Source organism: Embleya sp. NPDC005575, from assembly GCF_040605455.1.
Taxonomy (GTDB): Bacteria; Actinomycetota; Actinomycetes; order Streptomycetales; family Streptomycetaceae; genus Embleya.
This window is the reverse complement of the sequence record NZ_JBEXCV010000016.1, coordinates 58,668-81,293: the sequence shown is the minus strand read 5'-3', so window position 1 is coordinate 81,293 and position 22,626 is coordinate 58,668. Positions and strand designations below refer to the sequence as shown.

Sequence of the window (22,626 nt, the reverse complement as noted above, 5' to 3'; positions counted from 1 at the left end):
CACAATATGGCGGAGCGCCCAAGCGCGTCCAGGCGCCTCCCGCCTCGGCGATGAATCGTCGGGAGTGGCGGCCGGCGTCGACTCGGCCTCGCCGCACGTGTGCCGAAGAACGTTACCCACGAGTTCCGAGACGACTTGGACGACGTCGTCCGTGCGGTCCCGAGGCCGCCCAGGCGCCGAGCGTGTCGCGGACCACGGCGCGGAACCGACCCAGGACGCCGGGGGATTCGACAGGGTCCGGATCCGGGCGGCGCACGAGTCGGGGACGAGGTGGTCATGTCCGGGGCTCCAGCCGATCCTGGTGAATTTCGGTGAGGGGCCGCAGCGCCGATCATCGGGGGACCTTGCGGCGCGCATCGAATGGCCCCTCCGAGCCCGGCGATCCGTTTGAGGGGATGTTCGACGGACCACTGTCCCCGATATTCAGTCGGCTCCAAGGGGATGTCGTGTGGCGTGGGATTGTATCCGTCGGAATCGTGGTCGCCGCCTTGCTCGCTCTGACCGGTTGCGGAGACGACGGGAAGAGTGCTTCGCGTGCCCCCTCGGGGTCGCCCTCGGTGAGCTGTGATCCGCCCGGTCTGTCGCAGGACGAATGGCTGCGCTCCTGCGGGCCCGGATCCGGTCGCGACACCGGGCCGGCGAACACTGCCCCCGTCGGGGGATGGGTGGCGTTGCCCAATGGAATCGTCGTGTCGGTGGCACGCGTCGAACCCGCCCCCGCCGCGGAAAGTGCCGGTCCGGGTTCCTTCCCCGCTCTCGTCACGCTCACCGTGACCAACCGCTCGCAGGCCCCCTACGACGTGTCGGGTGTGAGGATCAGCGAGATGGGCCGCGTGGGTGGACCCAGCGCCGAGCGCATCACCCACGGCAGCCTCCCCCAGCAGGACTTCACCGGCACCGTGGCACCGGGGCGGACCGTCGTCGCCCAGCAACTCTTCGATGTCCCCGACGCCCTGCGTCCGGGTTTCCGCGTCGTCGTCGCCATGACCCCGCTTCCCTCGGCCCTGCCGGACGCCACGTTCACCGGAAGGCTGCCGCAGGGCACCGGCAGTGCTCCCGCGTCCGCGCCGTCGTCCGGGTCGACCCCGTGACGCACACCGCCGGCAGTGGCCGGACGGCGCACACTGACCCGCTTCACCCGCCACGAGTGTCAAGCTCACGGCGCCGGCCCTCACCGAGACGGTCGTCGGCCCGGCGATCGGCGCCGGCGTGTTCTCCCTACGGCGGCGCTTCGCGCAGGAGACCGGCGGGCACTGTCCGACCTGCCCGGTCATCCGCGAACTTGTCGCCTGTCGGTACGGCCGACCCCCGCAGGATGCGGCCCCCGCGACGAGGTGCGATCCACACAGCTCCGAAACGGCCGCGATCCGACACGGCTTGGGGGAGACCCCGAAGCCGTGCCGACCGTCCCACGAACTCCCTTGTCCGACCGCGACTTCGCCACGGTGCCCCAAACTGCTCGGTCCTGCCGCGCCGGACGGCGTCATCGGGCGCGTCGGCGCTACCGCCGCGCGGTCACCGCGCCACGGCGGCTGCCGTTGCCCGGAGCGCCCCGCCGGCCGCCGGCACGTACGACTCCGGCAGGCTCTCGCGGGTCGTGGCCCAGTGGAGGAGATCGGCGTCGGCCAGAGTGGGCACCCACATGTCGACGAGCGCCAGTTCCTCGTCGCGAGGGTTGGGGCCCACACCCAGGACGCGCAGGCCCGCGCGCGTCGCGGAGAGAATGCCGCAGTACGAGTCCTCCACCGCCAGGGTCACGGCGGGAGTGGCGCCGCAGGCTCGGGTGGCCGCGAGGTAGACGTCCGGGTCGGGCTTGGGGCGAACGTCCGCGTCCGGGACCACGATGTCCACGAAGCGGGGAAGCAGTCCGGCGTGTGACAGACCCGACTCCACCACGTCGCGGGGACAGTTGCTCGCCACGGCAAGGGGCGCGAAGTGCGAGGCCAGGGCCACGAATTCGACCGCTCCGGGAATCGTTACGGGGTCGGCCGCGACCAACTTGCGGAAATGTTCGAGGAGTTGCCCCGTCACCTGGTCGGCGCGGCCGGCCGACAGGCCCGCCACCTCGGCCATGACCCGTCCGCATTCGCTGAAATGCAAACCTTTGGTGCGTTCGCCGAAGTCGGTCGGAGTCGTGACGCCGTACCCGCGGAGGACGTGTTCACGAGCCTCCTCCCAGTGACATTCGCTGTCCATCAAGGTTCCGTCGCAGTCGAAGACGATGGCTGCGGGGGTCCAGGAGAGAAGGGAGTTGCCTGTCATCGATGAGCCGTCCGATCGAGGGGAGGCGGGCCCCGGAGGTGCCCGCGCGAGGTCCCGAAGCGGCGGGGCGGGCACGCCCCTCTGGGGGGTCCGCGAGCGACGCCGGCCCGAAACATAACGATCATTACGCTAGATTGAATACTCTATGTATTCAAACAGCCACGCTGTGTCAGCGTGTCGCGATCCATGCGGATCTCGGCGCCCCCTGACGCCGTCGACGGGCGGCGACGCGCGGACGCGCAGACGCGCAGACGCGCAGACGTGCCCAAAGGGATGCCGCCCGGGGACGCATCCAGGTTGTCGCCTGGTCGGCCCTTCCGACGCCGATACCGGCGGTGGGCGCGCGCCGAGGTCGAGTCGGCGCATGTGGGTTCAGGTCGAGGACGAGTCGAGCGGAATGCGCAGGGCGCTGCGTCCGGCACGCCACGCGGTCAGGAGGTGGTCGCCGAGGCGGCCCTCCAGGAACTCGGTGGCGGCGATGCCGAAGACGACATCGGTTGCCAGGTGCGGTTCGTCCGCGAGCAGGCCGCCGACCACGTCGCGGCGCACGACCTGCTCGTGGACGGCGTCGGCTTCCACGTGCTCGTCGTAGAAGCGTTCGGCCGCGGGCCCGGCGCCGGTCCGGCGCATCGCCTGGGCCAGTCGGCGCGAGCCGGGGGAGGAGGTCACCTCCAGACAGGCGAAGTGACCCACCAGCGCGCCGCGCAGCCCGCGATGCAACCCGAGTAGGGACATCAGGTTCACGGTCGGCAGCATCGCGGCGGGCGCCGCGTCCAGGTAACGCCCGTACGACGGATCCAGGTCGAGGTCGACCATGAGGTCCGCGAACAGTCGGGCGTGGATGTCCTCGGCGCGGCCCGCACCGAATTCGTCGAACTCGATGGCCACCATCGCCGCTTTCGCCCGACCGCGCAGACGCGGGATGACCCACGCGTGCGGATCGGCCTCCTTGAGGTGGTACAGCGAGCGCATCGCGGCGTATTCGCGCAGCTGCCACAGTTCTCCCCGGGCCCGGAGGAAGTGGCTGACGCTGTTGCCGTCGTCCCTCGTCGGCTCGACCACGAGCGCGGCAAGGGCGGCGTCCACGGGCCGGCCGTCATGTGCGTGCGCACGCAGGGCGGTGTGGAAGCGTTCTTCGAGGGCGGCACGCAGACCCAGTAGATTCGCGTCCCACTCGCGGTCGTCGGCCACCAGGGCGAAGCCGCGATAGTGCAGCTCGTACAGCGTGTACAGGGCCAGATGCAGATCCTCGCCGAAGGGATCGGCCCCGGCGACCTCGTCGGCCCCCGGGAGGTCGCCTCGGCCGGTCCGCAGCGCCGTGATTACGCCCGCGGAGAGCTCGCCGCGCGGTCGCGGCATCGCCGGGGCGGTCCGGGAGGTGTGTGCCGACACGGTCACGGGTGGCTTCCTTCGTCGGTTGTTCCCGTCGCCCGTTCGTCCGGCGAGGGTTCGGCGCCCGCCGACGCGGTGCGCGCGCGGTGGCTGGTGTCGCACCACGGGTAGGTGCGGCTGCGCCGACATGTGCAGATGGCGACGACGAAGCGATGCGACGTGAGGATCTCGCCCCCCGGGAGGGCCACCTCCACGGGGCCTTCGATCAGGAGGGGGCCGTCGCGGTCGGCGGTGATCCGGCGGGGGCGGTCAGCGTTTCTCGGCACGGACGACCACCAATTCCTCGTGATTGTCGTGGGGGCCCACCAGGCCGGTGCGGCGCAGCCAGTCCAGCCGCTCGCGCAGAACCGGACCGAACGGGATCGTCGTGCGGTCGGCGATCTCGGCGCGCAGGCCGGACCGCTCCAATGCGCCGAGGGTGGCCCCGGCGTCGCACAGTCCGGAGTGCACCATCAGCAGGACGCCCTGTGGTCGCAGCACGTCGGGTACCGCCGCGCAGATCCGGTCCACCACCGCCCGGCCGCCGAGTCCGGCGTCCCACGCACGGGCGGCGCCGAAGTGCGGAACATCGGGCCGGGGCGCGGGCACGTACGGCGGATTGCACACGACCAAGTCGAAGGAGTGACCGGTCACGGCCGACAGCAGGTCGCCGCGTCGCACGGTGATCCGCCGACGGGCGATCAGCGCGTTCGCGCGGGTGGTCAGGACGGCGCGTCTGGAACTGTCGACGGCGGTCACGCGTGCCCCCAGCCGGGCCGCGTACACGGCCAGGGCTCCACTGCCGGTGCACATGTCCAGGACTCGGCTGCCCTCGCGGACGCCCTCCCGGCGTATCGCCTCGGCCAAGAGGAAACTGTCGGACTGGGGGACGTACACGCCCGGGGCGGTGAAGATCCGGCCCAGGGGGGAAACCGTGACACCGATTGCTGACATGGGGACCTCCGGCAATGCGATGGCACGGTTGTTCACCGGATCCATCAGGGTGCGGGTTGCTCGCTTCGCCACGCCACCGGCCTGCCGCCACATGCGGGCTCCCCGGGGGAGCGTCAGGCGCGACGGTCGGTTGCCGTCCGCTTCGTTCGGCGGATTCCGGCGTTCGGCGCGCGCAAAGATCGCTTGCCCGGCCCTGTCGTGTTCATGCAGATCCCATGGGCGGATGTGGCCCCAGGGGCGTGCGTGCCCGGCTGTGGCGCGGGCGCCGTGATGGGTTTCGCGGGACGTTTCCAGGGGTGGGCGGGTTGGAAGCTGCCCGGGCGCGCCGACGAGGACCCGGTAGGGGGTCCGGGTCCTCGGGGGTGCTGCGCGCGATACGGCCGCGGGCTCAGGCCGCGGAGGCGAGTTCGGCGCGCCCGAACAGCAGGGCCCAGCCGACGGGCAGCCGGGACAGGATGCGGGTGATGAGGTCGGGGCCGGCGAGCGCGGCGACGACGGTCAGGACCGAGCCGGTGTCCCAGCGGGCGATGCCGGGGGTGGTGCCGGTACGGGCGGCGATGTCCTTGACGAAGCCCAAGCCGGTCGTGGGCTCGGGGTCGAGGGTGTGCGAGGTGAGCAGGAGGGCGGCTTCCAGGGGCAGTCGGGCGGCGAGGTCCAGCCGTTCACGGCCGGTGAGTTGCCGGCCCAGCCCGGAGAGCACGACTCGGATCGCGTCCTCGGCCTGCTCCCGCGTGCGGTAGGCCCCTTCGAGACGGACTTTGTCCACCAGGTCGGCATGGGTGCTCAACGCCATGGAGGAGGTTTCGCTTCGGGGGAGCATGGCTGCGGATCGCCTTTCCGGTCTCTGGCTCGATGGCTGGAAGGGTGCGGTGTGTGCGGGCGGGGCGATTCGTCCGGGACGGGCGGGGCGGGCACGCCGAGAACCGGCCCGCCCGCCCTCGCCCGGTCGCGCGGAGCGGTGGCGGTGTCGCCGCCTCAGGCGGTGATCACCTTGCGGTCGGACTTGCTGCCGATGGAGATCTTGCGGGGCTTGGCCCGCTCCGCGATGGGGATCCGCAGCGTCAGCACACCGGCTTCGTAGTCGGCGTCGATGCGCTCGGTGTCGAGGGTGTCGGCCAGCACGATCTGGCGGGAGAAGACGCCCACAGGACGCTCGGACAGCTCCATCTGCACCTCGTTCGCCTTGGCGACGGGCTCGCGACGGGCCTTGACGGTGAGCATGTTGCGCTCGACATCGATGTCGATCGCCTCGGGGGGCACGCCCGGCAGGTCGAACGCGACCACGTACACCTCGCCGTCGCGGTAGGCGTCCATCGGCATCGCGGTCGGCCGCGAGGCGGTTCCGGGTACGAGGAGCTGCTGCGCGAGCCGGTCGAGCTCGCGGAAGGGGTCGGTACGCATCAACATCGCGAAAACACCTCCGAAAGATTCGGTCGGTAGCGCCCGAACGGGCGGCCTGAAACTGTTGTAGCATGTCATCGAAAGGATGACAAATGATGGCGTCATCCACATGATGACGAATCGAAAGGAGATCCGATGACCGCGAACGATCGGCCCGGCACCCCGGCCGCCCGCCCCACGGGGCCCGCTTCCTTCCTCGCCGCCGCGGCAGCCCTGGAAGCCATCGACCGGGCCGTCCGCACGGCGCAATGCGGCGACATCGAGCCCGGGAGAGCGGACGAGGGCCCCGAGCAGGCGCTGGCCTCGCTGCTGCTGCTGCGCGAGATCCGCGAACGCCTCGCCGGATGGGAGAGCGGGCTGATCGAGACCGCGCGCGACGCGGGCGCCAGTTGGGCGGACCTGGCCCAACCGCTGGGCGTGGCCAGCCGTCAGGCGGCCGAGCGCCGCTACCTTCGGTTGCGCCCGGGCCCGGCCGGATCCACCGGCGAGGAACGGGTCACTGCCACTCGCGAACGCCGCGCCGCCGACCGCGCCGCCGGCGTCCGAGCCCGCGACAACGCCGCCGACCTGCGCCGCCTCGCGGGCCGGATCACCGCCCTGACCGACCTGCCGGCCGGCTCCCGTGCGCACCTGGGCAGACTGGACCAGGCCCTGGGCGACGACGACCCCGCAGCCCTGATCGCCCCTCTCGCCGCGACCCGCCCCCATCTGAGCGCCGGCCACCCTGACCTGGTCGCCCGGATCGACGCCCTGGTGGACCCGCTCACGCTCGGCCCCGCAGGCACGCCGTGACAAGCCGTCCGGAGCGCCCACCCGTCACCGGGCGCCCCGGCCCGACCGGCGGCCCACGTTCCCGGAGTCGAGCCCGAGCAGGTCGGCGCCGATCGCGCCACCACGCACGTGGGTCCACGACGCGCCCGGCCGACACGTCGAGGGCCTGGCCGAACGGAGGCGGCCGAATGGGACGCCGAACCGGGTGGGGCGCGGCCGACTGGCCGGTGCGCGCGGCCCGCGACGGCCGGTGAGGGCACACCCGCCAACCTGGTGATCGCCGGACCCGGAACCACGCGGCATGGCCGTGAGGTTCCCGGGTACCCGACGGTTCCCACACCACGCCCGGACCCGTGCGGTCGACGACGCGCTCGACGCCAAGGCGGGGCGAACGGGATGGGGACGTCCGTACGAGCGAAAGGTCGCTGATGAACTCGCCTTCGGAGCAACACCCCGCTCCGCCGCAGCAGCAGGATCACCCCGGCAGCACCGGCGATCTGGATCCCATCCCGCGCGACGAGATGCGCGACTACACCGGCAGCGGGCTGTTGACCGGGCGCCGTGCGTTGATCACCGGCGGCGATTCGGGGATCGGTCGGGCCGTGGCGGTCGCCTTCGCCAAGGAGGGCGCCGACGTGGCGATCGGATACCTGTCGGCCCAGGAGGACGAGGACGCCGCCCACACGGCACGACTCGTCGAGGCGGTCGGGCGCACGTGTGCCACCTACCGCAGCGACCTCTCGGTCGAGACGAACTGCCGCGACCTGGTGGAGCGCACCGCGACCGATCTCGGTGGCCTGGACATCCTGGTCAACAACTGCGGCACCCAAAATCCGGTGGACGACCTGGCCGAACTGGACAGCGAACAGTGGGAGTACACCTTCAAGGTCAACATCCACAGCTTCTTCTGGACGACCAAGGCAGCCCTGGCGCACCTGCCCTCGGACGGCGTGGTGATCAACACGTCCTCGATCAACGGACTGCGCGGCAACAAGACGCTGATCGACTACTCGGCGACCAAAGGCGCGATCCTGGCACTGACCTACTCGCTGGCCCAGTCCTTCCTGGAACGCGGCATCCGGGTCAACTGCGTCGCCCCCGGACCGGTGTGGACCCCGCTGATTCCCGCGACGTTCCCCAAGGACAGGGTCGCCTCCTTCGGACAACAAACCCCCATGGGCCGCGCCGCGCACCCCGACGAGATCGCGCCCTCCTTCGTGTTCTTCGCGTCGAACCGGCTCTCCGGTTACTACTCCGGAGAGGTCCTGGCACCCATCGGAGGAGAGACCCTGCCGGGCTGAACGAGGCATCGGCCCCGCAGCCCGCGATCCCGGGCTATTCGGCGTCCACGCACACCCTCGGTCCGGCTTCGCCGTCGGCTCCGCCCGGCGCACACGCCACGGCTCGGGCCAGAGTGTCCTCGGCGCGCCCCGGGTCGGGGAGCAGGGCCGGCAGGAGCAGGCGCCACAGATCGGTCAGGTCGTCCTCGATGTCGGCGCGGCCGGAGAGCGCGTCGGAGACGGTGTGCATGCCGAAGAAGGCGTGGATGATCGAGCGGGCGGCCGCCGCCGGATCGACGCGATCCGCGAGGTCGCCCTCCTCCCGCGCACGATCCAGCAAGGTGCGAGCGGTGGCGATCCAGCCCACGAAGGGAGCCGGCAGTATGGCGTCGATGGCGTAGCGCTCTCCCCACAGCCGCGCTCCGCCACGGACCACGGGATCGTCGCGATAGGCCCGGGCCACCGCGAAGCTCAACCGCACCAGGCCCTCCAACGCGGGCGCGTCCGCCGGGCTTTGCCGTTCGATCAGCTCCGGCCAGGTGGCGAAGTGCGCCTCGACGACCGCGCGGGCCAAAGCGTCCTTGTTGGAGAAGTGGAAGTAGATGGCACCGCTCGTGAGCCCCGACGCGTTGCCGATGTCGCTGATGCTCGTCCCGGCGAAGCCCCGCTCGTGGAACAGGCGTGCCGCCGTCTCCAAAAGGGATTGGCGAGTCGTCCCTGCCCGTGTCTGCACGTGCCACCTCCGGCTCGGATGTCTGCGTGGAAATTGGTGCTGTTCCGGCTCGTGTCCGCGCATACCCGACGCGACACGACCGCTCGTCGATCGTCGGCTGATCCAGGCGCGTTGCATGCCGTGCAACGCGCGGCGAGAAGACGACGTGCACCTTCCCGGCCTCTGGGTTCTGCTTGTGTTCATGACTACCTTTGGCGGCGGCGCGGCGTCCTCGGGTCTCTCGGCGAGACCGCTGAGCTGGTCGCGCACCGTGGCACGAGAGTCGGTACACCGAACCTCGGTGGCCGAGGTGCTGTTGACCGATGTGGTGCGCCTCGCGGAGGCGACGTTTTTGACCGCGGCCCAATGGCCTCGCTCGCATCCCACGTTCCCGCCGGCCGGCAACGGCGGACACAGTCGGCTGATGATCGTGGAAACCCTTCGCCAACTCGGGATCTTCATCCCGTCGCAGTTCTTCTCGGTGCCTCTGGAGGCACACTTTCTGATCAAGGATCTTTTCTACGGTGTCGACATCGCCACGGAGCCGCGTTTGCAGAGCGGCGCCACCGATATCACCTGTTTGGCGGAAGTCGACGACTTGCGCCCCGCGCGCGACGGCCACGGGCTGAGGGGTTTGCGGCTGCGCATTCGCCTCTCGGCCGGCGTCACGACCTTCGCGCGTGCGGGAGGCAACGCGCGATTCCTGGACGCGCGCGCGTACGCGGCTCTGCGCGGTGCGTCACTCGGGTTGCGGGCGCCTCGACCGCGCCGCAGACCGACGCCGGAGGCGGTGGACGCGGTGCTGCCCCGCGACGTGCTGCTCGCGCACAGCGACGGCGGGACCCTGGAACTGGATCCCGCCGATCACCTGCATCCCTTCTTCTTCGACCACGCCGGCGACCACGTGCCCGGAATGGTGCTCGTCGAAGCCGCCCGTCAGGCGATCGCGGTCTTGAGCGACGGCGAGTTGTTGCGGCCGACGGCGTTTCGACTGCGGACCCCGCACTTCACCGAGTTCGACCCGCCGGCACGAGTCGAGTGCCTCCTGCACAGTGGTCGACAGGCCTCTTTCCGTTTCCGGCAGGGAACGAGTCACACGGCCGCAGGAGCACTGCGCTACCGCTGAGGCGCTGCCCGGCAGTGCGTGCGAGGTGCGGTGTCCGTGGTGCGGGAATCGACGGACTGCGGTCGGCGGGGACACGCTGTGGTCGGACATGGCAGCCGCCTACGACGGCTTGCCGGCGGCGACGAAGCTCGGCACCCGGAGTATCGGTGCCGGCCGCGCCGGCGCCCCGGCACGGTCGCGTCCCCTGGGACAACCGCGCCACGCAGCACCAGGCGAGCGCGGACTACTACCCGCACACACGGATCATGGCGAGGCCGCCGGCTCGCACCCGCGGCCAACGGGCGATTCGGTTTGATCCGGCCGGTACGGGTAGCCGTGACTGTCGCGACCTGTTCGGTCCCACCCGAGTCGACGACGCCCGGCCGCGAGAGCTGCCACCGGTCCGGCTCATCCACCGCCCGAGAACCCTGGTACACGGAGGAAGCATGGCAAAGCGCGAGCCCGCGAGTCGCAAGACCGACCCGGCGGGCGTGATCCCCGGTCGCCCGGGCAGCGGGCAGATCCCGCTCGACGAGCCCACGCAACCGCGCGAACCGCTGCCGCCGAAGCCGGACCAGACCGGTCCCGATCCGGTGAGCCCTACCGGGCAGCCCACCGGCACGGACCAGGCCGCCGTGGCACAGGGCGGCGCGTACCTGACCACCGCTCAGGGAGTGCGCCTGCCGGACACCGATCACTCGCTCAAGGCCGGACCGCGCGGGCCGGTCCTGCTCCAGGACCACCATCTGCGCGAGAAGATCACCCACTTCGATCACGAGCGCATCCCCGAGCGCGTCGTGCACGCCCGAGGCGCGGCGGCGCACGGCGTCTTCGTCGGGTACGGCAGCGCGGGGAGCGTGAGCAAGGCGGCGTTCCTCGGCAAGGACGTCGAGACGCCGGTGTTCGTGCGCTTCTCGACGGTGCTGGGTTCGCGGGGCTCGGCCGACACGGTGCGGGACACGCGCGGGTTCGCCACCAAGTTCTACACCGCCGAGGGCGTCTTCGACCTGGTCGGCAACAACATTCCGGTGTTCTTCATCCAGGACGCGATCAAGTTCCCGGACATCATCCACGCCGCCAAGCCGCATCCCGATCGCGAGATCCCGCAGGCACAGAGCGCGCACGACACCTTCTGGGACTTCGTCTCGCTGCACACCGAGGCCACCCACCACACCATCTGGAACATGTCGGACCGTGCCATCCCGCGCTCGTTCCGCACGATGGAGGGCTTCGGGATCCACACCTTCCGACTCGTGGCCGCCGACGGCGGCACCACGCTGGTGAAGTTCCATTGGAAGCCGAAGGCGGGCGTGCACTCGCTGGTGTGGGAGGAAGCCCAGATCATCAGCGGGATGGATCCCGACTTCCACCGTCGCGACCTCGCCGACGCGATCGAGGCCGGCGCGTTCCCGCAGTGGGAGTTGGGCATCCAGACCTTCCCGGACACCGCCGATCAGACGTTCCAGGGCATCGACCTCCTCGACCCCACCAAGATCGTTCCCGAGGAACTCGCGCCCGTTCAGCCGATCGGCCTGCTCACGCTCAACGCCAACCCCGGCAACTTCTTCGCCGAGACCGAACAGGTGGCTTTCCACCCCGGGCATCTGGTCCCCGGCATCGACGTCACCGACGACCCGCTGCTGGCGGGCCGGCTGTTCTCCTACCTGGACACGCAGATCAGCCGACTGGGCGGGCCCAACTTCGCCCAGATCCCGATCAACCGCCCGCACGCCCCGATCAACGACATGCTCCGGGACGGCCTGCACCAGGACGCCGTGCACCGGGGCGTGGCGCCGTATCGGCCGAACTCCCTCGACGGCGGCTGCCCGTTCACCGCCGGAGTCGACCTCGGCGGGTACGTCGAGGTACCGGTCCCGCTGGCGCCCGCCACCAAGGTCCGCGAGGCCCCGGCATCCTTCGCCGACCACACGAGCCAGCCCCGACTGTTCTGGCTCAGCCTGACCCCGGTCGAGCGCGAACACGTGATCGCCGCCTACACGTTCGAGCTCGGCAAGTGCCACGAACAGGCGATCAAGGAACGCAACCTGCGGGTCCTGGCCGACATCGACCCGCTGCTGTGCGCGCGCGTCGCGGAGGGCCTGGGGCTGCCGGCCGCCTCGCCCTCGGGGCCGTTGGCGTCGGTGAACCCGAGCCCCGCGCTGTCGCAGATCGGCGGGACATGGCCGATCGCCGGCCGCGTGATCGGTATCGTCGCCGAGCCGGCCGCCGACCTGGCCGGCGTTCGCGAGGTGCGGCGGGCGGTGTTCGACGCGGGTATGGTGCCGCTGATCATCGCCCCCACCGGCGGCACACTCGGAGCGGACGACCACGCGCCCATCGCCGTACAGCGCACCTTCGCCACCGCCCGCTCGATCGAGTTCGACGCGATCCTGCTCGCCGGTTCACCGGCGCCGGGCAAGGACGCGTACGGGGCGCGGGACGCCAAGGCGGGCAACGGCACGACCGCGTCCGGCATCGACCCGCGGATCGTGCTCATGCTCGCGGAGGCGTACCGCCATGCCAAGGCCATCGGTGGCTGGGCGGACAGCGAGGAATGCCTGCTGGCGGCCGGCATCCCGACCGACGCACCGGGAGTGGTCGTCGGCCGGGACGCGTCCGCCGTACTGACCCAAGTCACCGAACTCCTCGGCACGCATCGGGTCTGGGAGCGCTTCCCCACGGCGGAGACCGGCACCATCTGACCTCCCGGCCCCGGCCACCCCCGCCGTGGCGAGCGCACGAGAACGAGCACGATGCCCGGGCGGCTCGCGAACCCCCGCCGTCCCCGAGCCGCGATGCCACGGCTCGGGGACGGCGACGTTGCGACCGGGCGGTGCACGCGCGTTGCCCGTCGGATCAGTGACCCAGGGCTTGCTGGAGCTGCTTCTTGTTCATCGAGGAGCGGCCTTTGACGCCCCGACGCTTGGCGTCCGCGTAGAGCTGGTCGTAGGTGGGACCTTGCGAGCCGCTGTGCGAGTGTTGTCCACCGCGTCGGCCGGCCGGCTTGTCCTTGACCGAGGTACGGCCGGCGGTCTTGGACTCCCCGGCCCGGGCGCGCTCCTTGTTCACCGTACGGGCCGCGATTTCCTTGGCCCGCTCGGTGCTTTCGCCGCGCTTCTTCGCGCTCTCCTTGATGTGCTCGTACTGGCGTTCCCGCTTGGGACTCGATCCGCTGGGCATGGTCGCTCACCTCGCGTCGGGAGAATCGGACTGAACGCCGCGTACCCGACACTCGTGAGGCCATGCGTGGCCGAACCCGACGGTCCCGACTCTCGGGCCGTCGAGTCGTCCGCCCGCAGCGTGATCTTCGCGCGCGCACCGTGCGGAGGCCGAGCGCCGGTTGTGGTCGCCGGGTTCGGCGTTCCGCCCTGCGTCCGGGCGCGATGCGACGCCGGGAGGAGCGGGAGGAGTACGCGACGAATCACCAGGAAAAGGTGCTCGCCGTGGCGTGCAGACCCAGGGACGGGGCACAAAATCGGCGGAGGTGAAAAAACGATGATTCCCCTGCTTCTCGTCCTGCTCCTCGCGCTGATCCTTTTCGGCGTCGGGTTCGCGATCAAGGTCCTGTGGTGGGTTGCCGTCGTGGTCCTGGTCCTCTGGATCCTCGGCTTCTTCTTCCGTTCGGCAGGCTCCGGCGGAGGCCGCGGCCGCTGGTACCGCTGGTAGAACTCCTCGCCCCTCGCCGCGATCCGCACGTGACCCGCCGGCTCGGCAACCGGCGGGTCACGCGCGCTGCGGGCGGTCGTATCGGGGGCGGTGCCGGATTCAGTGTCCGCCGCGGCCGGAGAGCAGGTCGCGGGCGCGGTCGACCAGTCCGGTGCCCGGGGCGAGGATCCTGTTGGCGGGCGGTGTGTCGGGTGCGAAGGGGTGCGGGCGGGTCGGCGCCGTCTTCTTCGCCGAGCGGACCTTGTCGCCCAACGCGTCCAGCGCCTCGGGCGTGCAGGCGGCGGCGAGGAGGGGGAACAGACGGCCCTCCTCGTCACGCACGTGTTCGCTCACGGCGAGCCGAAGGCGGGCGACCAGGTCGTCGAAGCGGGAGTCGTCGGCGTCGCGGCCCTCGAGTTCCTTGAGGAGTTCCTCGACGGCGGCGTGGTCGGCGATCTCCTTGTCGGCGATCGTGTCCCCGTCCTCGACGTGCTTGCGCACCGCCGGGTACAGGTGCATCTCCTCCGCGACGCAGTGACGGATCAACTCCATGGTCAACTCGTCGGCGGCCTCCCGACGCCGCGCGTCTCCGACCGGCAGGATCTCGATCCGCGCGAACAGCCCGTCGACCTCGCGATGGTCGACGGTGAGCTCCTCGATGACGTTGCCGCCGTGCCCCATGTAACCCGCCTCTTCTCGTACGGCGAGCACCTGAGACCCGCGCCGTCCACCTCCGCTACCCGACGAATCGGACCGCACACATGACGGTCCGAGTTGCGAGTGGGCGCGGCGGCAGGCGGTGGATCGCGGCCCGCGTGCTCGCAGCGGCCGGTGAGACGGCCCGGCCACATCCGGCCGGGTCCGACCTGCCGCGCTCGATCGACGACGTCGCATCGGAATCGGAGTCGGACCAGCGGTCCACCCGGCCGACCCACCCGAGGGCGAGGGGCATCCGCGACCGGGGCCGCCGCCGGTGGGTCATGGGCGGAGCAGGACCTTGACGGTGCCGTCCTGCTTCTTCTGGAACCGTTCGTACGCCTGTGGCGCCTCGGCGAGCGGGATGCGGTGGGTGGCGAAGTCCTCGGTGCCCAGCGGGTCGCCGTCCTCCAGAAGCGGCAGGATGTCGTCCACCCACCGGTGCACGTTCGCCTGGCCCATCCGCAGTTGGATCTGCTTGTCGAACATGGTCAACAGCGGGAGCGGGTCGGTCATCCCGCCGTACATGCCGGAGAGCGAGATGGTGCCGCCGCGACGGACCATGTCGATCGCGGTGTACAGGGCGCTGAGTCGATCCACGCCCGCCTTGCGCATCATCTTCTCGGCGACCACGTCGGGCAGCAGGCCGGCGATCTGCTGGGCCAGTTTGCCCACCGGCGCGCCGTGCGCCTCCATGCCGACCGCGTCGATCACCGCGTCCGGCCCGCGACCGTCGGTGAGCGCCCGGATCGTGTCGGCGATGTCGTGATGGGCGGTGAGGTCGAATACCTCGACGCCGCGCAGCCGAGCCCGAGCCAGCCGCTCGGGCACCAGGTCGACGCCGAACACGCGCTCGGCGCCCCGATGCAGCGCGATGCGACACGCCATGTCGCCGATGGGGCCCAGCCCGAGCACGGCGACGGTGCCGCCGGGCGGGACGGCGGCGTACTCGACCGCCTGCCAGGCGGTCGGCAGCACGTCCGAGAGATAGACGTACCGATCGTCCGGCGGCCCTTCGGCCACCTTGATCGGAAGCTTGTTGCCGAACGGCACCCGCAGGTATTCGGCCTGTCCGCCCGGGACCTGTCCGTAGAGCTTGGTGTAGCCGAAGAGCGCGCCGCCCATGCCCTGTTCGCGCACCCGGGAGGTCTCGCACTGCGAGTGCAGTCCCTGCGTACAGGTGTGGCACACCCCGCACGAGACGTTGAACGGGATCACCACGCGATCGCCCGGCCGTACGTGGGTGACCTCGGCGCCGACCTCCTCGACGATCCCCATCGGTTCGTGGCCCAGGATGTCGCCCTCGCTCAGGAACGGGCCGAGGACTTCGTACAGGTGCAGATCCGAGCCACAGATCCCGGAGGAGGTGACCTTGATGATCACATCGTCCGGGTCCTTCAACGCCGGGTCCGGCACGGTGTCCACGCGTACGTCGCGCCTGCCGTGCCAGGTGAGTGCCTTCATCGCGATCATCTCCAGAGACGAGTGCTCGGTGGGCCGGCGGTCCCCGGGGATCCGCCGTACGCGGGAGGCGGCGACCGGCGGCCGGGACATCCCGTACGGAACCCGCCTGACCGGTCGGCGCGCGATCAAACACCGAGGCGACGGTCGCACTCGGCCGAGTGGGGGACCGGCCCTCACGCCGTGAGCAGTCCCACGGCCGTGTGATTCCACGTGTGCGGCAGGGGTCGAGCCGGGTTCAGGAGTGCGGGGTCGGCGAGGCCGAGGTCCGCCGTTCGGCGCAGCACGGTGTCCAGCAGCGCGGTCACCGTGAACAGCACCAGATTGCGTCCGGGGCAGGCGGCGGGTCCGGCGCTGAAGGGCACGATGCCCCGGGCCGGTTCCGCGCGGCCGTCGAGCCACGCGTCCGGGGTGAAGTGGTCGGCGAAGTCCAGCGTCTGTGTATCCCGATGGAAGAAGGAGCTGATCACGGCCACGGCGGCGCCCTCGGGGGCCAACGGGTCGTCGCGCGTGCTGTCGCGCAGGATCACCAGTGTGGTCGGCCACAGCCGCAGCGACTCCTGGACGCAGGCGCGCAGATGGCCTGCCTCGGCGATACCGCCAGGATCTTCGGCGTCCCGGTAGACCTGTTCGTCGCGGGCGCGGTCGGCGTGCTCGGGGTGCGCGGCGAGCAGCGTCAGCGCGTTGAACGCCGCGATCGCCGCCGCGTCGAATGCGAACAGCCAGTGCGGTACCTGGCCGAGCGGGTCGACGCCCTCGCCGCGGTCGGCGTGTGCGGCCGGCGCCGCCAGGCTGCCCGGTTCGGCGCGAGCCAGGTGAGTGCTCAGTCGGTCGGTGAACCGGTCGTGGATGCCGGTGCGGTGCCGGCGTGCGAAGGCCCAGTTGGCGTCCGCGCGCAGCGCGTCCAGTTGCCTGGTCAACGCGGTGTCGTCGGCCGCGCCCTCGCCGAGCACGATGCGGCGCACGATCCGCAGGAAACGGGCGTGGAAGGTGTCCCAGTCCCGCAGGGCGCCCGGCTGGGCGAGCAGCGCGACGACCTCCTCGCGGACGATGTCCAGGAAGACCCCCGACAGGTGGTGTGCCGCATGGGGCGCCTCCAGCACCGTCTCGTTGAAGCGTCGCCGTGCCGCACGCTGGCGCGCACCTCGCGTGACCAGAACCGCGTGCGGCTCGAAGTGGCCCAGGGCGGCCACCTTTTCCCGATTCGCGGGCGTGAACGGGTCCGGGGATCGGCCCAATACCTCGCGGGCGTCCCGCGCCGTGAGCGGCAGCACGACGCGTCGACCGAACGCGCTCACCGCGAGCGGATTCGGGCCGTACTCGGCGCGCAGTCGACTCAGCAGGGCGTTGCCGCGTCGTGCGGCGTCGCGGCGGGCCGCCAGATCCAGCAGTCGTGGCCGGCGCAGGATCACGCCCTGCGCCACGATCGGCGCGAACACCTGGGCGCACACGCGCGCGGAATCGGCGGCGGAAGCTCGCCGAACCCGGTGCGATCGAGGGCGCACGCCCTCGGTGGAATGGAGCTCGGACACACCGGATCCGATCATGGTCATGCCTCCGGAACTGATCTGTTGAGGGGACGTGTCCTGCCCGATCAAGCGTCCGGCGCGAGCGGGCTCCGGTGCGAGCACCGGTACGGACGCCGGGGGCATCCCGGCGGCCGGCGCCGGCTATCCAGCGCCCGGCAGGCGCACTTGCAGTTCCCCGCCGAGGACGCGCGTCTCGAAGACCGGTTGCGGCGCGGTCGCCGGCCCGTGCACGACCTCGCCGTCGGCGAGGGAGAACACGCTGCCGTGCCAGGGGCAGGTCACACAGCCGTCGGCGACCTCGCCCTCGGACAGCGGACCGGACAGGTGCGAGCAGCGATCGGCGAGCACGTGCGCCTCGGAGCCGCTTCGGACGACCACCAGCGGGGTCTCGTCGAGGAAGCGGCGGGCGGGTTTTCCGTCGGGAAGGGCGGACAGCAGCCCGACGGAATGCCACCGGGAGCCGTCGCCGACCATGTGTGGAACGAGTTCGGCGTGGTTGACGCCGGTCGCCTGACGGTAGGCGAGGTGCCCGCCGAGCAGGCCGCCCGTCCCGACTGCGGCCAGCCCGGCCAGCGCCAGCAGGCGGCCGCGGAGTGGCCGTTTGCGGAGACGGGCCACGAGGGAGGCCGAGTACAGGCCGACCGCCATCGTGTTGCACGCGGCGTGCACGAGGCCCACCCGCTGCTGTTGCTCGTGCGTCTCCGCCCAGTCCACCAGCCCCGCGGCCGCGGCGGGCACCGCGGCGCCCACGCCCACCGCGATCAACACCGTGGACGCGGGTCCGGTGCGCGGCACGAGGTCGAGCATCGAGGCGGAGAACCAGGCGCCGATGGGCACCTGCACCAGCACCGGGTGCACCGGGTGGCCCAAGGGCACGCCGTGCAACGTGTCCCGGACGGCGCCTTGCGGCAGCCGACGCACCAGTGCGCGTACCCACGCCGCGGGACGGTCCAGGTTCTGTGCCTGCTCCAGGCGGCTTACCGTAGTCGTGATCCTCATGGGAACCCGCTTCCCGAGAACCGCTCCGACATGCCCGGCTGGGCCGGCGACTCGTCCGCAGCCGTCCACCGAGATCGCGAGGTGTCGCCTTGGCGGGCCGGGGTAGCGATGCCCACATGATCGCTCTGGCAAAGCTCACCCCGGCTTCGGTCGGGATCGTCGCGGCAGTGGCGATTCCGGCCGTGCTGCTGATTGCCGGCCTGCTCATCATTCCCGTGGTGAGCGGAGCCCGGCGCAGGCGCCGCCCACCTCCGCCCCCGCCGCGGGACCTGCCCACCGGTTCGACCCCGGACCCGGGGAGCGAAGGCCGCGAGGCCGCGGAGATGCCCCGGGACGGTCGCCGGCGCGGGCCGCACCAGCTGCCGGGATTCGGCAACCTCGCCTCCCGACCGTCGGAGCCCGGCACGCGCGAGCACGACAGGGACGGCTGAGCGGCGTCCGTCCGAGTGCCGAGTCGCTCGCAGAACGCGCCGGACGAGAACGCGGCGAGCGCGATGTCGAGCGGATCGAGCCTTGGAGCACGCCGGCGGCGTGCGCCGGAGAGGAGGACCGCCCATGTGCGGAAGCCCGCTCCATCCGACCTCCCGCTTCACGGTGGGCCGGACCGCGTGTTCGTCGACTCGTTCGTCGACCTCGACGGGTCCGCTTTACTCGTGTGCGCACAGTCGGATCATCCGGTCCGTATTGGACACGACCACGCACGTATGCCCCAGAGCGGTGTTCTCCTCTTGGACGAACAGGGTGATCTCCTCGCCCACGCTCAGGCTCAGGTCCAGTGGAATCACCGCGTTCCAGGTGTGCGGAAACGCGTCACCGTCCACCGGCCAGTCGTGGACGTCCACGGTCACCTCGACCTCGTCGTGGTCCGGCATGACCACGATGGCCCTCGCGCCGATGATGTCCATGGTTCCAGTGTGTGCCGGGCACTTTCCGGCGGCGAGCGGAGCGGAGTGGTCCGTGCTGTGCCGGGCCGAGGGGCCGCCCGCGCCGATCGGCGAGGCCCTGGCGGCGCCGATTCCGCCACCCTCGCCGGCCTTCGACGGCGCCGGCTTCGACCCGGGCGAGCGCCGTCCCCGTCATCGAGGGTGCCGGCCGTCGGAGAGCTTCACCCGTCGGCCCGTCGGCAAATCTCGTTCCTCGGGCCGCATCCCGGAAGCGGGAAATCCCCGTCGACCGGCCGTTGTCGGGAACGGCAGCGCGGTCGGACGGGAGTCAGTCGTCGCGTTTCAGGGACCACTTGAGCAGCATCGGCAGCACCAGCCAGCAGCCGACGAATCCGGCCAGGACGACCGCCGCCCACAGCCACGCGTATCCCGTCCCGAGCGCGACTCGCAACAGGAGCAGCACGGCGCAGATGACGGCCGCCGCCAGCAGGGACAGGCCGATGGCGATCAGCCGAGCCGTCGTGCGGACGAGTTGGGGTTTGCGCCGGTGGCCGGCGAGCGAGCGATGAATGGACACCGGCGCGATCAGGGCCGCAGTTGCCAGCGCCCCGAGAATCACCGTCACCACATACAGGTTCCGATCGAATGCGGACAGTTGTCCGAAGCGTGGCGTGAAGGCGACGGAGAGCAGGAAGCCGAAGAGGATCTGCGCCCCGGTCTGGGTGACCCGTACCTCCTGGAGCATCTCGCCCCATTGGCGGTCGGCTCGCTGCTCGGGACTTTCCCGACGGTCGAAGCCGTGTTCCCGGTCCGCGTCGGCCGGAGTGTCGGGCTCGGTGCCGCCGTGGTCCCCTCGGTCGTGGTCTCCCATGGTCATCCCTGTCGTCGGCTCTTCCGCGCTCGTCGTCCGCCCGCTGCTCCTCGTCCGCCCCCTTCGGGACGGGCGTGCGAGGGCACTGCCGCGCGCGTGGGCCGCGGCGCGATGAAGAGGCGCCGTCGAGCGGGCCGACGCGCCGCCCGAGAGTGCCGGGGATTCGCGCCGACTCGGACCGTGCTGCCCATTCGACTCGTCTGCCCCGTCCGGACGCGGATAGCCCTGACGGCCCCGCGGGGGCTGCCCGTGGTCGCGCGCCGGCGCCGGGGGTGAAGCCGTCAGGTGGGGTCGGCGGTATCTCGCCCGAACTTCGGCGGTTCGCCGTGCATGTCGGCGGCCGACGTGGACAGCCTTGGTGCAGGCGCCCGGGATGGGCGGCCGAGCGAGGGAGCGTGGGCGATGGGCACGAACGGGGTCGACTCGGATCGGTTGGCGGGGCGAGACGTGGAGGGCTCGGCGGCAGATGAGGCGATGACCCGGGCCCTGGTGTGGTTGTCGGACGCGTATCGGCGTTCCGCGCCCGCCGACGGGGACCACCGGGTGCGGGCGGACCGGACGCCCTCCCGCGCGGATGGGCCGGACACGTCGCGTCGGTGACGATTACGGGCGGCGGGAAGGGCAGGGGCGAGAAAACCGGTACGGACGCCGAGCCGACCGAGGAGACAAAGGAATCCTGTACTCGGATCCTGGTCACCTGACGCTCTCGGGCCCGACGCGAATGGGGTACACGCCATGACCTCCAACGAGAACGACAACGCTCCCGCGAACGCGATGGAGGATCTCGTCGAACGCACCTCGGGCGTGGGCGGAACACCATCCGGGATGAGCGCGACCGACGTGCAGACGCGGAGTGAATTGGCCCGGCATCTGGCGCGTGACGTCTATCCGGCCGATCGCGAGGCGCTCTTGGCGCGGATGCGCGAGGAAGCGGCACCCGACCATCTGGTGGACCTCGTCGCCGGGTTGCCGACGGACGGCTTCGACTATGAGAACGTGCAGCAGCTCGCCAGGGCCCTGGGGCTGGGCACCGAGGACCATCGCACCTGAGAGGGCGCCGACCGGCTCACCCCGTCCGGGTATCCGGTCGACCTTCCCGGTTGGCGGAAGCGAGGCCCGACGGGCGGGCCCGGGGACGGCCGCCCGTCATGCTCGCCATCGGTTCTGTTCGGGCTCGTCGGCAGGTCTCGCGTCAACGGGTGGCCATGGTCCGGTCGAAACGGCTCGGCTCGGCGGCGGGCGTCAGGCCCGCGGCACGCGCGATGTGTCGGGTGCGGGCGTCCGACGTCCGGTAGAGCACCTGCAGGTGCAGGGGTTCCGCGCCGCGCCGCACGGCGGCCAGTACCCGTGGACCGGTCTCGTCCATGAACATGGTGTCCCTCAGATCCAACACCACTTCGCAACAGTCCCGGCCGAGCGGGATGTTGAGGAGACGCATCAGGCCGTTCAGGACGGCGGACGCGTTGTGGCGATCCACGCGTGCCGGAAATTCGACCACGAGTCGATCGGCGCTGTGATGGATGGTGAGTCCCATGAACTGTTCCTGACGTCGAGCCATCGCTTTTCGATACCGATTCGGCCGTTCGACGGTTTCCGCATCGTGCGACGCGGGCCCGCCCTTCGACAACCGGAAGCGGCTACCCGCAGATGCGGCCCCGCATGCGTGACCGGAACCGGTGCGGGTCGGCGCCGCGGATCCGGCGGAAGTGGTGGCCCGGGGATACACGGCCGATCCGCACGGGGCGCGGCCCCGACCGGGCGGACCGCGCCGTGCAGGTTTCGCCTCCCGGCCGTCGGGTAGCGGGCGAATCCGATGCTGTGAGCACGCCATTACGCCGGTGGAGGAGCCGCATGGGCGATCGCGAACTGCCCTCCCCGACTTCGATCACCAGCGGCCGGCGCCGATCGCGACCGCTTGCCCGAGGGGTGGGTTCGTCGATGAAGTACCGGCCGCCGGGGCCGGGCGGACAGCAGCACGTCGGTCGATCGAGGAAGTGGACATGCAGGCGGGAGACGCGAGGTTGTTGCACACACGCATCGGCGGGCGGTTCGTGGATCTCCCCGGGACGCTCGACGGTATCCGGGAGGCCCTGCCCGAGGACCGGCGCGAAGAATTCGACCGCGCCGTGGGATCCGTTCCGCTTGCGCACGTACCGCTGGTGGCGGCGCGATGGGGTCTGCCGGCGGAGGCGGTCGAGGAGGACGACGCGTTGCTCGCACGACTCGAAGCCGGCGACGGTACGGGTTTCGTAGGGTTGCACGAGCCCGGCAAGGTCGCCCGGGGATGAGCTTTCGGATGTGGTTCGCCGAGGACGCACAGTCCAGCCTGCATGCCCTGCCGTCCGAGATGCGCAGGCGCTTCGACGCGGAACTGCGTCGGCTGGCCGAGGATCCGTACCACCTGGACTCGATCCCGATCAGGGGACGCGACTTCCGCCACGTGCTCCTTGCCGGTTGCGTCGCCGCCTACCACGTCGACGAGGACGCCCGGCTCGTCTCGCTGATCCGCATCCAGGGCCCACCGCCGGCTTGACCGCGCCTGTCGCGCACGGTGCGCCAGTGCCGCTACTCGGTGCCCGCGAGGCTGGTCGGGTGGTGAGTGCGGGTGCTGCCGCACGACGATGCGTGCCTCATGAGGGTGGCCCCGGCGCCGGAGCCTGTGACGGAGCAGGGTGACGCGGCCAC

General features: G+C 71.1%; 26 protein-coding genes. 11 read left to right on the top strand and 15 right to left on the bottom strand.

Annotated features, from left to right (window positions below; translation table 11 throughout):
* Positions 1-689: 689 nt before the first annotated feature.
* The gene (locus tag ABZS54_RS08380) at positions 690-1,091 is read left to right on the top strand and encodes a hypothetical protein (RefSeq protein ID WP_355532383.1); all 402 of its coding nucleotides are present in this window, start codon (positions 690-692) and stop codon (positions 1,089-1,091) included.
* A 424-nt stretch (positions 1,092-1,515) separates the two neighbouring features.
* Here ABZS54_RS08380 and ABZS54_RS08375 read toward each other — a convergent pair whose 3' ends face one another.
* The 6 genes from ABZS54_RS08375 to ABZS54_RS08350 all read right to left on the bottom strand — a co-directional run bounded on the left by ABZS54_RS08375 (position 1,516) and on the right by ABZS54_RS08350 (position 5,994).
* Entirely contained in the window at positions 1,516-2,262 is a 747-nt protein-coding gene (locus ABZS54_RS08375) for an HAD family phosphatase (RefSeq protein WP_355532381.1), read from the bottom strand.
* A gap of 372 nt (positions 2,263-2,634) precedes the next feature.
* Positions 2,635-3,621, bottom strand: coding sequence for an iron-containing redox enzyme family protein (locus ABZS54_RS08370; RefSeq protein ID WP_355532403.1), 987 nt, complete (start codon positions 3,619-3,621; stop codon positions 2,635-2,637).
* 35 nt (positions 3,622-3,656) lie between these two features.
* Complete coding sequence (locus ABZS54_RS08365) at positions 3,657-3,920, bottom strand: CDGSH iron-sulfur domain-containing protein (RefSeq protein WP_355532379.1); 264 nt, start codon at positions 3,918-3,920, stop codon at positions 3,657-3,659.
* Positions 3,904-4,587 (bottom strand): HemK2/MTQ2 family protein methyltransferase, encoded by a 684-nt coding sequence (locus ABZS54_RS08360; protein WP_355532377.1) that lies wholly within the window; start codon positions 4,585-4,587, stop codon positions 3,904-3,906. The genes ABZS54_RS08365 and ABZS54_RS08360 overlap by 17 nt, the downstream gene beginning before the upstream one ends.
* A 388-nt stretch (positions 4,588-4,975) precedes the next feature.
* Complete coding sequence (locus ABZS54_RS08355; protein WP_355532375.1) at positions 4,976-5,380, bottom strand: DUF2267 domain-containing protein; 405 nt, start codon at positions 5,378-5,380, stop codon at positions 4,976-4,978.
* 182 nt (positions 5,381-5,562) lie between these two features.
* Positions 5,563-5,994, bottom strand: a complete 432-nt coding sequence (locus tag ABZS54_RS08350; RefSeq protein WP_355532373.1) for an Hsp20/alpha crystallin family protein — start codon at positions 5,992-5,994, stop codon at positions 5,563-5,565.
* 129 nt (positions 5,995-6,123) lie between these two features.
* On the opposite strand from ABZS54_RS08350, the gene ABZS54_RS08345 reads away from it, so the two are divergent.
* Both ABZS54_RS08345 and ABZS54_RS08340 read left to right on the top strand, forming a co-directional pair.
* A complete protein-coding gene (locus ABZS54_RS08345) occupies positions 6,124-6,780 on the top strand; it encodes a type III effector protein (protein ID WP_355532371.1) in 657 nt (218 codons plus the stop codon).
* A gap of 407 nt (positions 6,781-7,187) precedes the next feature.
* Positions 7,188-8,060 carry an SDR family oxidoreductase gene (locus tag ABZS54_RS08340; RefSeq protein ID WP_355532369.1) on the top strand — a complete coding sequence of 291 codons (873 nt, stop codon included), beginning with the start codon at positions 7,188-7,190 and terminating at the stop codon, positions 8,058-8,060.
* Positions 8,061-8,094: 34 nt separating this feature from the next.
* Here the strand turns inward: ABZS54_RS08340 and ABZS54_RS08335 are convergent, their stop codons facing one another.
* Complete coding sequence (locus ABZS54_RS08335) at positions 8,095-8,772, bottom strand: ScbR family autoregulator-binding transcription factor (protein WP_355532367.1); 678 nt, start codon at positions 8,770-8,772, stop codon at positions 8,095-8,097.
* Positions 8,773-8,953: 181 nt separating this feature from the next.
* On the opposite strand from ABZS54_RS08335, the gene ABZS54_RS08330 reads away from it, so the two are divergent.
* The gene (locus ABZS54_RS08330) at positions 8,954-9,877 is read left to right on the top strand and encodes a ScbA/BarX family gamma-butyrolactone biosynthesis protein (RefSeq protein ID WP_355532365.1); all 924 of its coding nucleotides are present in this window, start codon (positions 8,954-8,956) and stop codon (positions 9,875-9,877) included.
* 425 nt (positions 9,878-10,302) lie between these two features.
* Complete coding sequence (locus tag ABZS54_RS08325; protein WP_355532363.1) at positions 10,303-12,558, top strand: catalase; 2,256 nt, start codon at positions 10,303-10,305, stop codon at positions 12,556-12,558.
* 154 nt (positions 12,559-12,712) lie between these two features.
* Here the strand turns inward: ABZS54_RS08325 and ABZS54_RS08320 are convergent, their stop codons facing one another.
* Complete coding sequence (locus tag ABZS54_RS08320) at positions 12,713-13,036, bottom strand: plasmid stabilization protein (protein WP_355532361.1); 324 nt, start codon at positions 13,034-13,036, stop codon at positions 12,713-12,715.
* Between the two features lie 315 nt (positions 13,037-13,351).
* Here ABZS54_RS08320 and ABZS54_RS08315 point away from each other — a divergent pair, with 315 nt between their 5' ends.
* The gene (locus ABZS54_RS08315; protein WP_355532359.1) at positions 13,352-13,522 is read left to right on the top strand and encodes a DUF5670 family protein; all 171 of its coding nucleotides are present in this window, start codon (positions 13,352-13,354) and stop codon (positions 13,520-13,522) included.
* A gap of 99 nt (positions 13,523-13,621) precedes the next feature.
* On the opposite strand, the gene ABZS54_RS08310 is transcribed toward ABZS54_RS08315, so the two are convergent.
* The 4 genes from ABZS54_RS08310 to ABZS54_RS08295 all read right to left on the bottom strand — a co-directional run bounded on the left by ABZS54_RS08310 (position 13,622) and on the right by ABZS54_RS08295 (position 18,186).
* Positions 13,622-14,182 (bottom strand): hemerythrin domain-containing protein, encoded by a 561-nt coding sequence (locus tag ABZS54_RS08310; protein WP_355532357.1) that lies wholly within the window; start codon positions 14,180-14,182, stop codon positions 13,622-13,624.
* A gap of 297 nt (positions 14,183-14,479) precedes the next feature.
* Positions 14,480-15,661, bottom strand: coding sequence for a zinc-dependent alcohol dehydrogenase (locus ABZS54_RS08305; protein WP_355532401.1), 1,182 nt, complete (start codon positions 15,659-15,661; stop codon positions 14,480-14,482).
* Between the two features lie 173 nt (positions 15,662-15,834).
* The gene (locus ABZS54_RS08300) at positions 15,835-17,109 is read right to left on the bottom strand and encodes a cytochrome P450 (protein ID WP_355532355.1); all 1,275 of its coding nucleotides are present in this window, start codon (positions 17,107-17,109) and stop codon (positions 15,835-15,837) included.
* A 219-nt stretch (positions 17,110-17,328) separates the two neighbouring features.
* On the bottom strand, positions 17,329-18,186 hold the full coding sequence (locus tag ABZS54_RS08295) for a Rieske (2Fe-2S) protein (protein ID WP_355532353.1): 858 nt from the start codon (positions 18,184-18,186) through the stop codon (positions 17,329-17,331).
* Positions 18,187-18,302: 116 nt separating this feature from the next.
* Here ABZS54_RS08295 and ABZS54_RS08290 point away from each other — a divergent pair, with 116 nt between their 5' ends.
* Entirely contained in the window at positions 18,303-18,617 is a 315-nt protein-coding gene (locus tag ABZS54_RS08290) for a DUF6479 family protein (RefSeq protein WP_355532351.1), read from the top strand.
* 216 nt (positions 18,618-18,833) lie between these two features.
* On the opposite strand, the gene ABZS54_RS08285 is transcribed toward ABZS54_RS08290, so the two are convergent.
* Positions 18,834-19,091, bottom strand: a complete 258-nt coding sequence (locus tag ABZS54_RS08285) for a hypothetical protein (protein ID WP_355532349.1) — start codon at positions 19,089-19,091, stop codon at positions 18,834-18,836.
* Positions 19,092-19,398: 307 nt separating this feature from the next.
* Positions 19,399-19,941, bottom strand: a complete 543-nt coding sequence (locus ABZS54_RS08280) for a DUF6328 family protein (RefSeq protein WP_355532347.1) — start codon at positions 19,939-19,941, stop codon at positions 19,399-19,401.
* A 402-nt stretch (positions 19,942-20,343) separates the two neighbouring features.
* Between ABZS54_RS08280 and ABZS54_RS08275 the strand changes: the two genes are divergently transcribed.
* Together ABZS54_RS08275 and ABZS54_RS08270 are read left to right on the top strand one after the other, a co-directional pair.
* Positions 20,344-20,541 (top strand): hypothetical protein, encoded by a 198-nt coding sequence (locus tag ABZS54_RS08275; RefSeq protein WP_355532345.1) that lies wholly within the window; start codon positions 20,344-20,346, stop codon positions 20,539-20,541.
* 135 nt (positions 20,542-20,676) lie between these two features.
* Positions 20,677-20,991: a DUF2795 domain-containing protein gene (locus tag ABZS54_RS08270; RefSeq protein WP_355532344.1), complete on the top strand. Its 315-nt coding sequence runs from the start codon at positions 20,677-20,679 to the stop codon at positions 20,989-20,991.
* A 142-nt stretch (positions 20,992-21,133) separates the two neighbouring features.
* On the opposite strand, the gene ABZS54_RS08265 is transcribed toward ABZS54_RS08270, so the two are convergent.
* Positions 21,134-21,499, bottom strand: coding sequence for an STAS domain-containing protein (locus ABZS54_RS08265; protein WP_355532342.1), 366 nt, complete (start codon positions 21,497-21,499; stop codon positions 21,134-21,136).
* A gap of 442 nt (positions 21,500-21,941) precedes the next feature.
* Between ABZS54_RS08265 and ABZS54_RS08260 the strand changes: the two genes are divergently transcribed.
* Positions 21,942-22,229, top strand: coding sequence for a hypothetical protein (locus ABZS54_RS08260; RefSeq protein WP_355532340.1), 288 nt, complete (start codon positions 21,942-21,944; stop codon positions 22,227-22,229).
* Positions 22,226-22,474, top strand: a complete 249-nt coding sequence (locus ABZS54_RS08255; RefSeq protein WP_355532338.1) for a hypothetical protein — start codon at positions 22,226-22,228, stop codon at positions 22,472-22,474. Before ABZS54_RS08260 ends, ABZS54_RS08255 begins: the two co-directional genes overlap by 4 nt.
* Positions 22,475-22,626 lie beyond the last annotated feature (152 nt).

Bases quoted from the DNA above. Each gene is read 5' to 3' on its own strand.
- ABZS54_RS08375 (WP_355532381.1), bottom strand. From the start codon at position 2,262: ATGACAGGCAACTCCCTTCTCTCCTGGACCCCCGCAGCCATCGTCTTC.
- ABZS54_RS08370 (WP_355532403.1), bottom strand. From the start codon at position 3,621: ATGCCGCGACCGCGCGGCGAGCTCTCCGCGGGCGTAATCACGGCGCTG.
- ABZS54_RS08360 (WP_355532377.1), bottom strand. From the start codon at position 4,587: ATGTCAGCAATCGGTGTCACGGTTTCCCCCCTGGGCCGGATCTTCACC.
- ABZS54_RS08355 (WP_355532375.1), bottom strand. From the start codon at position 5,380: ATGGCGTTGAGCACCCATGCCGACCTGGTGGACAAAGTCCGTCTCGAA.
- ABZS54_RS08350 (WP_355532373.1), bottom strand. From the start codon at position 5,994: ATGTTGATGCGTACCGACCCCTTCCGCGAGCTCGACCGGCTCGCGCAG.
- ABZS54_RS08345 (WP_355532371.1), top strand. From the start codon at position 6,124: ATGACCGCGAACGATCGGCCCGGCACCCCGGCCGCCCGCCCCACGGGG.
- ABZS54_RS08340 (WP_355532369.1), top strand. From the start codon at position 7,188: ATGAACTCGCCTTCGGAGCAACACCCCGCTCCGCCGCAGCAGCAGGAT.
- ABZS54_RS08330 (WP_355532365.1), top strand. From the start codon at position 8,954: ATGACTACCTTTGGCGGCGGCGCGGCGTCCTCGGGTCTCTCGGCGAGA.
- ABZS54_RS08325 (WP_355532363.1), top strand. From the start codon at position 10,303: ATGGCAAAGCGCGAGCCCGCGAGTCGCAAGACCGACCCGGCGGGCGTG.
- ABZS54_RS08320 (WP_355532361.1), bottom strand. From the start codon at position 13,036: ATGCCCAGCGGATCGAGTCCCAAGCGGGAACGCCAGTACGAGCACATC.
- ABZS54_RS08315 (WP_355532359.1), top strand. From the start codon at position 13,352: ATGATTCCCCTGCTTCTCGTCCTGCTCCTCGCGCTGATCCTTTTCGGC.
- ABZS54_RS08310 (WP_355532357.1), bottom strand. From the start codon at position 14,182: ATGGGGCACGGCGGCAACGTCATCGAGGAGCTCACCGTCGACCATCGC.
- ABZS54_RS08305 (WP_355532401.1), bottom strand. From the start codon at position 15,661: ATGAAGGCACTCACCTGGCACGGCAGGCGCGACGTACGCGTGGACACC.
- ABZS54_RS08295 (WP_355532353.1), bottom strand. From the start codon at position 18,186: ATGAGGATCACGACTACGGTAAGCCGCCTGGAGCAGGCACAGAACCTG.
- ABZS54_RS08290 (WP_355532351.1), top strand. From the start codon at position 18,303: ATGATCGCTCTGGCAAAGCTCACCCCGGCTTCGGTCGGGATCGTCGCG.
- ABZS54_RS08285 (WP_355532349.1), bottom strand. From the start codon at position 19,091: ATGGACATCATCGGCGCGAGGGCCATCGTGGTCATGCCGGACCACGAC.
- ABZS54_RS08280 (WP_355532347.1), bottom strand. From the start codon at position 19,941: ATGGGAGACCACGACCGAGGGGACCACGGCGGCACCGAGCCCGACACT.
- ABZS54_RS08275 (WP_355532345.1), top strand. From the start codon at position 20,344: ATGGGCACGAACGGGGTCGACTCGGATCGGTTGGCGGGGCGAGACGTG.
- ABZS54_RS08270 (WP_355532344.1), top strand. From the start codon at position 20,677: ATGACCTCCAACGAGAACGACAACGCTCCCGCGAACGCGATGGAGGAT.
- ABZS54_RS08265 (WP_355532342.1), bottom strand. From the start codon at position 21,499: ATGGCTCGACGTCAGGAACAGTTCATGGGACTCACCATCCATCACAGC.
- ABZS54_RS08260 (WP_355532340.1), top strand. From the start codon at position 21,942: ATGCAGGCGGGAGACGCGAGGTTGTTGCACACACGCATCGGCGGGCGG.
- ABZS54_RS08255 (WP_355532338.1), top strand. From the start codon at position 22,226: ATGAGCTTTCGGATGTGGTTCGCCGAGGACGCACAGTCCAGCCTGCAT.